The sequence below is a fragment of the Rhizobium sp. USDA 3886 genome (genome assembly GCF_056279785.1).
In genome coordinates this window covers 682,297-691,451 of record NZ_JBWCDC010000001.1, presented here as the reverse complement: position 1 = coordinate 691,451, position 9,155 = coordinate 682,297, and the positions used below count along the sequence as shown (strand labels likewise).

Annotated in this window: 13 protein-coding genes; 2 read left to right on the top strand and 11 right to left on the bottom strand. The window is 60.5% G+C overall.

Features of this window, described 5'->3' with window-relative positions; all coding sequences use genetic code 11:
* Nucleotides 1-12 precede the first annotated feature (12 nt).
* Complete coding sequence (msrP, locus tag ACZ9BX_RS03585) at nucleotides 13-960, top strand: protein-methionine-sulfoxide reductase catalytic subunit MsrP (protein ID WP_476215750.1); 948 nt, start codon at nucleotides 13-15, stop codon at nucleotides 958-960.
* Entirely contained in the window at nucleotides 960-1,616 is a 657-nt protein-coding gene (msrQ, locus tag ACZ9BX_RS03580; RefSeq protein WP_132561729.1) for a protein-methionine-sulfoxide reductase heme-binding subunit MsrQ, read from the top strand. Before msrP ends, msrQ begins: the two co-directional genes overlap by 1 nt.
* A 297-nt stretch (nucleotides 1,617-1,913) precedes the next feature.
* Here the strand turns inward: msrQ and rplQ are convergent, their stop codons facing one another.
* The 11 genes from rplQ to rplF form a co-directional block, all read right to left on the bottom strand.
* Nucleotides 1,914-2,336 (bottom strand): 50S ribosomal protein L17, encoded by a 423-nt coding sequence (gene rplQ / locus ACZ9BX_RS03575; protein WP_027509275.1) that lies wholly within the window; start codon nucleotides 2,334-2,336, stop codon nucleotides 1,914-1,916.
* 45 nt (nucleotides 2,337-2,381) lie between these two features.
* Complete coding sequence (locus tag ACZ9BX_RS03570) at nucleotides 2,382-3,392, bottom strand: DNA-directed RNA polymerase subunit alpha (RefSeq protein WP_027509274.1); 1,011 nt, start codon at nucleotides 3,390-3,392, stop codon at nucleotides 2,382-2,384.
* Nucleotides 3,393-3,495: 103 nt separating this feature from the next.
* Nucleotides 3,496-3,885: a 30S ribosomal protein S11 gene (rpsK, locus tag ACZ9BX_RS03565; RefSeq protein ID WP_022718372.1), complete on the bottom strand. Its 390-nt coding sequence runs from the start codon at nucleotides 3,883-3,885 to the stop codon at nucleotides 3,496-3,498.
* Nucleotides 3,886-4,012: 127 nt separating this feature from the next.
* A complete protein-coding gene (rpsM, locus tag ACZ9BX_RS03560; protein WP_022718373.1) occupies nucleotides 4,013-4,381 on the bottom strand; it encodes a 30S ribosomal protein S13 in 369 nt (122 codons plus the stop codon).
* A gap of 226 nt (nucleotides 4,382-4,607) precedes the next feature.
* Complete coding sequence (locus ACZ9BX_RS03555) at nucleotides 4,608-5,258, bottom strand: adenylate kinase (protein WP_476215746.1); 651 nt, start codon at nucleotides 5,256-5,258, stop codon at nucleotides 4,608-4,610.
* On the bottom strand, nucleotides 5,255-6,595 hold the full coding sequence (gene secY / locus ACZ9BX_RS03550; protein ID WP_086999344.1) for a preprotein translocase subunit SecY: 1,341 nt from the start codon (nucleotides 6,593-6,595) through the stop codon (nucleotides 5,255-5,257). The genes ACZ9BX_RS03555 and secY overlap by 4 nt, the downstream gene beginning before the upstream one ends.
* 235 nt (nucleotides 6,596-6,830) lie before the next feature.
* Complete coding sequence (gene rplO / locus ACZ9BX_RS03545) at nucleotides 6,831-7,304, bottom strand: 50S ribosomal protein L15 (RefSeq protein WP_476215743.1); 474 nt, start codon at nucleotides 7,302-7,304, stop codon at nucleotides 6,831-6,833.
* 16 nt (nucleotides 7,305-7,320) lie between these two features.
* A complete protein-coding gene (rpmD, locus tag ACZ9BX_RS03540; RefSeq protein ID WP_022718377.1) occupies nucleotides 7,321-7,530 on the bottom strand; it encodes a 50S ribosomal protein L30 in 210 nt (69 codons plus the stop codon).
* Between the two features lie 14 nt (nucleotides 7,531-7,544).
* Nucleotides 7,545-8,114: a 30S ribosomal protein S5 gene (gene rpsE, locus ACZ9BX_RS03535; RefSeq protein ID WP_027509270.1), complete on the bottom strand. Its 570-nt coding sequence runs from the start codon at nucleotides 8,112-8,114 to the stop codon at nucleotides 7,545-7,547.
* 131 nt (nucleotides 8,115-8,245) lie between these two features.
* Nucleotides 8,246-8,608, bottom strand: coding sequence for a 50S ribosomal protein L18 (gene rplR, locus ACZ9BX_RS03530; protein WP_037063305.1), 363 nt, complete (start codon nucleotides 8,606-8,608; stop codon nucleotides 8,246-8,248).
* Between the two features lie 12 nt (nucleotides 8,609-8,620).
* Nucleotides 8,621-9,154, bottom strand: coding sequence for a 50S ribosomal protein L6 (rplF, locus tag ACZ9BX_RS03525; RefSeq protein ID WP_027509268.1), 534 nt, complete (start codon nucleotides 9,152-9,154; stop codon nucleotides 8,621-8,623).
* Nucleotide 9,155: the final 1 nt, after the last annotated feature.

Below are 9,155 nucleotides of genomic sequence, written 5' to 3'. Positions count from 1 at the left end.
GAGGATTTCGAAATGCCGGCTTATCATCCGCCAAAGATCTCGTCTTCGGAGATCACGCCGCGCCAGGTCTATCTCCGCCGCCGCGAGTTTCTCGGGGCTGCAACACTCAGCGCCGTGGCGCTCTATGGTGCCGGCAAGGCAAGCGCCGCGGCACTTTCCGTCATCGAGAGCAAGTACAAGGTCGACGAGAAGACGACGCCGCTGAAGGATGTGACGACCTATAACAACTTCTACGAATTCGGCCTCGACAAGGGAGACCCCGCAGCGCTTTCCGGCGACTTCAAGCCCCTGCCCTGGACCGTCGAGGTCGATGGAATGGTCGCCAAGCCAGGGTCCTTCGACATCGAAGCGCTCATCAAGGAATTCCCGATCGAGGAGCGCATCTATCGCATGCGCTGCGTCGAGGCCTGGTCGATGGTGATCCCGTGGGACGGCTTCCCGCTCGCAGCCCTGCTCGACAAGGTGGAGCCGCTGGGCAGCGCCAAATACGTCGCCTTCGAAACCGTCGTCCGCCCGGACGAGATGCCGGGCCAGAAGGGCATCTTCCAGTCGCTCGAATGGCCCTATGTCGAGGGCCTGCGCCTCGACGAAGCCCGTCATCCGCTGACGCTGCTTGCCGTGGGGCTCTACGGCCAGACGCTGCCGAACCAGAACGGCGCGCCGATCCGCCTGGTCGTGCCGTGGAAATACGGCTTCAAAGGCATCAAGTCGATCGTGAAGATCACGCTCACCGACCAGCAGCCGAAGAACACCTGGCAGGTAACCAACCCGCAGGAATATGGCTTCTATGCCAATGTCAACCCGGCAGTCGACCATCCGCGCTGGAGCCAGGCGAGCGAACGCCGCATCGGCGAAAGCGGCTTCTTCGGTGCCAGCCGCCATCCGACGCTGCCCTTCAACGGCTACGCCGATGAGGTCGCGAGCCTCTATGCCGGCATGGACCTGAAGGCGAATTTCTGATGGCTGAATTTCCGCTCGCGCTACCGAAACGCTGGCAGCCTGCCTCCGTCTGGGCGCTCTATGTCGTGGGTCTCCTGCCTGCCGCCTGGTATTTCTACCTCGGCGCCACAGGCGGGCTCGGCGCCGATCCGGTGAAGATCTTCGAGCTTTTCCTCGGCCTCTGGGCAATCCGCTTCCTGATCCTGACGCTTGCCGTCAGCCCTGCCCGCGAGCTCTTAGGCTGGAACTATTTGCGCTACCGCCGCGCCCTCGGCCTGCTCTGTTTCTACTATGTCGCGATGCACTTCACCGTCTACATGGTGCTCGACCAGGCCTTCATCATTCAAGCCGTCATCGACGATGTCGTGAAACGCCCCTTCATCATGTTCGGCATGGCGGGCATGACGCTGCTCATTCCGCTTGCGCTGACATCCAACAATTTCTCGATCCGCCGCCTCGGCCCGAACTGGGTCCGCCTCCACCGCCTCGTCTATATCGTGGCGGCCTGCGGCGCGCTGCATTTCGCGCTGTCGACCAAGGTCCTCAGTCTCGAGCAATATATCTATGTCAGCCTGCTGATCCTCTTGATCCTCTACCGCTCCTGGCGGCCGATCGCGCGCAGCAGGAAGCGCGGGCAACAGAAGGCACGAACGGGAGTCCCCGCAGCGGTTTCCTGACCTTGGAGCGACATCTTTGCAGCCGACCTCAACAAGGCTTGACGCTACGGTGCCCTAGTGTGACCGAGCAGTCAGTTCCGAAAATACCCGTGCATGGGCCGAGCACCGCTTGGACTTGATCTTCCTTGTACTCGTCGTCGTCCCAGTTCCGATCGATCGCAGTTGCGCTTCTCTTCGCTCGCTGTGACCAGCTTACGGTGGGACTTGCACCCGCAAGAATGCGCCCATGCTGGGCGCACAACAAAAACAGCCGGGCTTCTCAGCCCGGCTGTTCCGCTTCCGGCGAACCGGGCAATATTAAGCGGCGACGGCCTGCTCTTCGGCGGCGGTGCGGGCCTTGTCGGCTGCGCCCTTGGCGAAGGTGTCGCGGTCAACGAATTCGATGACGGCGAGAGCGGCGTTGTCGCCCTGGCGGAAGCCGGCCTTCATGATACGCAGGTAGCCGCCGTGGCGGGTTGCGTAGCGCGAAGCGATCGTGTCGAAGAGCTTCGCAACGACAGCGGCGTCCTTGATCTGCGAGATCGCCTGACGGCGGGCGTGCAGGTCGCCGCGCTTGCCGAGCGTGACGAGCTTTTCAACGATCGGACGGATTTCCTTTGCCTTCGGCAGGGTCGTCACGATCTGCTCATGCGTGATGAGCGAAGCCGCCATGTTGGCGAACATCGCCTTGCGGTGGCTTGCGGTTCTGTTCAGCTTGCGGCCGGCTTTACCGTGGCGCATGGCTATTCTCCTTCACATGCAGGCATCTCGCCCGCCGTTTGATGGTTAGTACTGGTCTTCATACCGCTTGGCGAGATCTTCGATGTTCTCGGGCGGCCATGCCGGCACTTCCATGCCGAGGTGCAGCCCCATGGAAGCGAGAACTTCCTTGATTTCGTTCAGCGACTTGCGACCAAAATTCGGCGTGCGGAGCATTTCTGCTTCGGTCTTCTGAATGAGGTCGCCGATGTAGACGATGTTGTCGTTCTTCAGGCAGTTTGCCGAGCGGACCGACAGTTCGAGTTCGTCTACCTTCTTGAGGAGCGCCGGGTTGAAAGCGAGTTCGGTGACTGCTTCTTCTTCGGTTTCCTTCTGCGGCTCGTCGAAGTTGACGAAGACGCCAAGCTGGTCCTGGAGGATGCGAGCCGCAAAAGCGACGGCATCTTCGCCGGTAATCGAGCCATCGGTTTCGATGGTCATCGACAGCTTGTCGTAGTCGAGAACCTGTCCTTCGCGGGTATTTTCAACCTTGTAGGACACCTTCTTGACCGGCGAATAGAGGCTGTCGACCGGGATGAGACCGATCGGAGCATCTTCCGCACGGTTGCGTTCGGCCGGAACGTAGCCCTTGCCGTTGTTGACGGTGAATTCCATGCGGATTTCGGCGCCCTCATCGAGCGTGCAAATCACATGCTCGGGGTTGAGGATTTCAATATCGCCGACCGTCTGGATGTCGCCAGCCGTCACAACGCCCGGGCCCTGCTTGCGGACGACCATGCGCTTTGCGTCATCGCCATCCATCTTGATGGCGATTTCCTTGATGTTGAGCACGATATCCGTCACGTCTTCGCGGACGCCCGGAATCGAGGAGAATTCGTGCAGCACACCGTCGATCTGCACGGCCGTCACAGCGGCACCGCGCAGCGACGAGAGCAGAACGCGGCGAAGCGCGTTGCCGAGAGTCAGGCCGAAACCGCGCTCCAGCGGCTCTGCAACGAGCGTCGCCTTGATGCGCGAGCTCGAAGCGAACTCGACCTTGTTCGGCTTGATCAATTCCTGCCAGTTCTTCTGAATCATTGTTTTGCCTTCCGTTCGTTGCCACCATCCAATCGTGGCAACCGAGCTTGAGAAGCACCGGGAGCGTCAACAAAACGCTCACCGGTGTTGTGAGTGGCGATGATCAGACGCGGCGCTTCTTGCGCGGGCGGCAGCCATTGTGCGGGATCGGCGTCACGTCGCGGATGGACGTGATCATGAAACCGGCAGCCTGGAGCGCGCGCAGAGCCGATTCACGGCCAGAACCCGGACCGCAAACTTCGACTTCCAGCGACTTCATGCCGTGTTCCTGCGCCTTCTTGGCAGCATCTTCAGCAGCGATCTGGGCCGCGAACGGGGTCGACTTGCGTGAACCCTTGAAGCCCTTGGCACCAGCGGAGGACCAGGCGATTGCGTTGCCCTGCGCGTCAGTGATGGTGATCATCGTGTTGTTGAAGGTCGAGTTGACGTGAGCCACACCCGACGAGATGTTTTTACGTTCGCGACGGCGAACGCGGACGGCTTCCTTGGCCATTGTATCCCTTTCCTGGATATCTTCACCGCCGTAATGCCAGCGGCTACACCTTCGAGCCAATAGGATTTAGGCAGTAGGCAATAGGGAGTCCCCTCATGCCTGCTGCCTATTGCCTACTGCCTCAAAATTACTTCTTCTTACCAGCGATCGCCTTTGCCGGGCCCTTGCGGGTGCGGGCATTGGTGTGCGTGCGCTGACCGCGAACCGGCAGGCCGCGACGATGACGCAGGCCGCGGTAGCAGCCGAGGTCCATCAGGCGCTTGATGTTCATCGAGGTTTCGCGACGAAGGTCACCTTCGACCTGATAGTCGCGATCGATCGTTTCGCGGATCTGAAGAACTTCAGCGTCCGTGAGCTGGTGCACGCGGCGATCAGCCGGGATGCCGACCTTCTCGACGATTTCCTGTGCGAATTTCGAACCGATCCCGTGAATGTAGGTCAGCGCGATAACGACGCGCTTCGCAGTCGGGATGTTGACGCCAGCGATACGTGCCACGCCTATTCTCCTTGAGTTCCAGTTGCCATCCGGCAAGAGGGCTTCGATTATGCCGCCCTCCGAAGGGCCGCTCGTGCAAATTTGGGTTCGTAACATGTCAAAACGACCGAACCCGGACTTCCTTGGGAAATCCGCGCCGATCGCATTGAATGTCGCGAGTTGGCGCGGTGTTTAGCGGAATCAGCGCCGAATGGCAACCGGTCCCGCCAAGTTTATTTTCAAAGCTTTACAGCTTCGAAAGAATGGCTTCGATCTCGCGCGTGACGTGATCCATATCGGCCATACCATCCACGCTCTTGAGCTTCCCCTTGGCGTGGTAATAGCCGATCAACGGCGAGGTTTCCTTGTAGTAAACCTGAAGCCGCGCCGTCATCGTCTCCGGATTATCGTCCGGCCGGCGCTTGAAATGCGTCGAACCGCACTTGTCGCAGACGCCTTCGCTGGCCGGAGCCTTGTCGGTGTCGTGGTACACGCTGCCGCACTGCGCGCATGAATAGCGCCCTGCAACACGGCGAATGAGCTCGTCATCGTCGACCTTCAACTCGATGACGACCGACAGGTCGAGACCCTTTGCGCGAAGCATCGCTTCGGTGGCGTCCGCCTGGACCAGCGTCCGGGGAAAGCCGTCGAGGATGAAGCCTTTCGCACAGTCCGGCTGGTCGATGCGCTCGGAGACGATGGCATTGACGACTTCGTCAGGAACCAGTTTGCCCGCCTTCATCAAGGCATCTGCGCGTTTGCCGACCTCTGTTTCGGCGTGAACGGCTGCACGAAGCATATCACCCGTGGAAAGTTGCGGAATGCCGTACTTTTCCACGATCCGCTGGGCCTGGGTTCCCTTGCCCGCACCCGGCGGCCCCAAAAGTATGAGTCTCATCGCCCCCTCTTTCCTCCACGCAACTTCGATTTCTTGATCAGGCCTTCGTACTGCTGTGCGATCAGATGACCCTGGATCTGAGCCACCGTATCAAGAGTTACGCTAACCACGATCAAAAGCGAAGTGCCACCAAGGGCTAATGGGATGCCGGTTTGCGACACCAGGATCTCAGGCAGGATGCAGACGAAGACAAGGTAGATCGCGCCGATGACCGTGATGCGGGTCAGGACGAAATCGATATACTCGGCGGTGCGCTCGCCCGGACGAATGCCGGGGATGAAGCCGCCGTGCTTCTTCAGGTTATCGGCCGTGTCCTTCGGATTGAAGACGATGGCCGTGTAGAAGAATGCGAAGAAGGCGATCAATGCCGCATAGAGCAGCATGTAGAGCGGCTGGCCATGGCCGAGCGCTGCAACGATCGTGGTTGCCCAGGACGGCAGGGACGTCGTGTTGGCAAAGCCCGCGACGGTTGCCGGCAGAAGCAGCAGCGACGAAGCGAAAATTGCCGGAATGACGCCCGAGGTGTTGAGCTTCAGCGGCAGGTGCGACGTATCGCCCTGGAACATGCGGTTGCCCACCTGACGCTTCGGATACTGGATCAGCAGCCGGCGCTGGGCACGTTCAACGAAGACGATGACGGCGATAACGGCGATTGCGATCAGGATGACCGCGAGAATCAGCGACGTCGAAAGCGCGCCGGTGCGGCCGAGCTCGAGGGTACCGGCAAGCGCGCTCGGAAGGCCGGCGGCAATGCCCGCGAAGATGATTAGCGAAATGCCGTTGCCGATGCCGCGCGAGGTGATCTGCTCGCCGAGCCACATCAGGAACATCGTGCCGCCGAGCAGCGTGATGACGGTGGAAACGCGGAAGAACCAGCCCGGATCGACCACGAGGCCGCTGCCGCTTTCAAGGCCGACCGCGATGCCGTAGGCCTGCAGCGCGCCGAGCAGCACCGTTCCGTAGCGGGTGTACTGGTTGATGATCTTGCGGCCCTGTTCGCCTTCCTTCTTCAGGTTTTCGAGCGCCGGCACGACCGAGGTCATCAGCTGCACGATAATGGAGGCGGAGATATAGGGCATGATGCCGAGCGCGAAGATCGCCATGCGCTCGACGGCGCCGCCCGAAAACATGTTGAAGAGGCCGAGAATGCCGCCTGCCTGGCCGCGGAAGGCCTGGGCATAGGCTTCGGGATTCAGGCCCGGAAGCGGAATGTGCGTACCAAGGCGATAGACGAGGAGAGCTGCCAGCGTGAACCACAGGCGCTTCTTGAGATCCTCGGCTTTGGCGAAGGTCGAAAAATTAAGGTTGGAAGCCAACTGTTCCGCTGCAGACGCCATGCGATTCTCCGCGCTACCAATTCGGGCGCTTCGAGCGAGTGCCGGACCCGGAATCGGTATTCAAATTATTCACAACCGGGCTTCGGACGGATTGCTGGCGCAACCTATGCCTCACCCTTGATTTCGTCGGAACCGGCACGCTGCGGGGTGCAACGATGCAGATTCTTGTGAGGCCCACATATGGGAGCAAAATCGCCCGGTGTGAAGCCACCCCGGGCGACATATCATAAGATTATTATTCTGCCGCTGCGGCAGAAAGAAGCGTGATCGAACCGCCGGCCTTTTCGATCTTCTCGACGGCAGGCTTGGACGCGCCTGCGACTTCGAGCTTGATCTTTACCTTCAGCTCACCGTCACCGAGAACGCGAACACCGTCCTTGGCGCGGCGGATCACACCGGCCGCCTTGAGGGCAGCGGCGTCGACAGTCGCCTTGGCGTCTAGCTTGCCGGCGTCGATCGCAGCCTGGATGCGTGCAATCGAGACGACGGCGAAGTCGTCCTTGAAGATATTCGTGAAGCCGCGCTTCGGCAGACGGCGGTAGATTGGCATCTGGCCGCCTTCGAAACCGTTGATGGCAACGCCGGAACGGGACTTCTGACCCTTCACACCGCGACCACCGGTCTTGCCGGAGCCCGAACCGATACCGCGGCCGAGGCGCTTACGGCTATGGGTCGAACCTTCGTTATCTCTGATTTCATTGAGTTTCATGATGATAACCTCCGTCTCACTTCTCGTCGACGACGCGAACGAGATGCTGGACAGCACGGATCATGCCGCGAACGGAAGGCGTATCTTCCAGGGTGCGGGTCCGGTGCATCTTGTTGAGGCCGAGGCCGATCAGCGTCTGACGCTGTACAGCCGGCCGACGAATCGGGCTGCCGATCTGCTCGACGGTAACCGTCTTCGCTTCGGTCTTCTTGGTAGCCTTAGCCATGGGTCAGACTCCTCTTATTCTTCAGAGGCGTTGCCGGAGGCGGCACGGCGAGCCTGAAGCGTAGCATACTTGATGCCGCGCTGAGCTGCGATGTCCTTCGGGTGAACCTGGTGCTTCAGGGCGTCGAAGGTTGCGCGAACCATGTTGTACGGGTTCGAGGAACCGGTCGACTTGGCGACAACGTCGTGAACGCCGAGCGTTTCGAAAACGGCGCGCATCGGACCGCCGGCGATGATACCGGTACCGACCTTGGCCGAGCGCAGCAGAACCTTGCCGGCGCCATGGCGGCCATGGACGTCGTGATGCAGGGTGCGGCCTTCACGCAGGGGAACGAAGATCAGCTCGCGCTTGGCGGCTTCTGTTGCCTTGCGGATGGCTTCCGGCACTTCGCGTGCCTTGCCGTGACCGAAGCCTACGCGGCCCTTCTGGTCACCGACGACGACGAGAGCGGCAAAACCGAAACGGCGGCCGCCCTTGACGACTTTGGCGACGCGATTGATCGCGACAAGCTTGTCGACGAATTCGCTATCGCGCTCTTCGCGGCTCTGGCGATCGTCGCGAGAGCCCCTTCTTTCCTGTGCCATTGTCCTCTTCCTTTTTCTTTTCCGGGTGCAATCGGCAAACAAACCGAGGACCGCATCGGCCTCCCCTGCGGGAGCGTTCGCGGTCCGGTGAAAATCCGGCCGCCGTCAAAGACGTGCGGCCGGAAATCTCTTTAGAAGGTCAGACCGCCTTCGCGGGCTGCATCTGCCAGAGCCTTGATGCGGCCGTGATAGATGAAGGCGCCACGATCGAATACGACTTCGTTGACGCCGGCCTTGGAGGCGCGCTCTGCAACGAGCTTGCCGACGAGGGCAGCTGCTGCGGTGTCGGCACCGGTCTTCAGAGAACCGCGCAGATCCTTGTCGAGCGTGGAGGCAGACGCGAGCGTCTTGCCGGCCACATCATCGATGACCTGAGCGTAGATGTTCTTCGAGGAGCGATGAACCGACAGGCGCGGACGGCCATTGGCCACCGACTTGAGTTGACGGCGCACGCGGTTGGCACGACGTGCAAGTGCTTCTTTCCTGCTAGCCATTTCGCGTGATCCTTACTTCTTCTTGCCTTCTTTGCGGACGATACGCTCGTCAGCATACTTCACGCCCTTGCCCTTGTAGGGCTCGGGGCCGCGGTATTCGCGGATTTCCGCTGCAACCTGGCCGACCTGCTGCTTGTTGATGCCCGTGACGACGATTTCCGTCGGCTTCGGAACAGCGATCGAGATACCGACCGGCGGCTCATAGACCACGTCGTGGCTGAAGCCGAGAGCCAGCTGCAGGTTCTTGCCCTGCAAGGATGCACGGTAACCGACGCCGTTGATTTCGAGCTTGCGCTCGTAACCGTCCTTGACGCCCTTGAAGATGTTCTCGATCATCGTGCGGGACATACCCCACTTTGCGCGAGCATCCTTGGTCTGGTTGAGCGGCGTGACCACGACCGCATTATCTTCGAGCTTTACGCCGACTTCGTCGTTTGCGACGAAGAACAGCTCGCCCTTCGGGCCCTTTGCAGTAACCTTCTGGCCATCGACCGTAGCCGTGATCCCAGCAGGTACCTGAACGGGCTTCTTACCGATACGAGACATG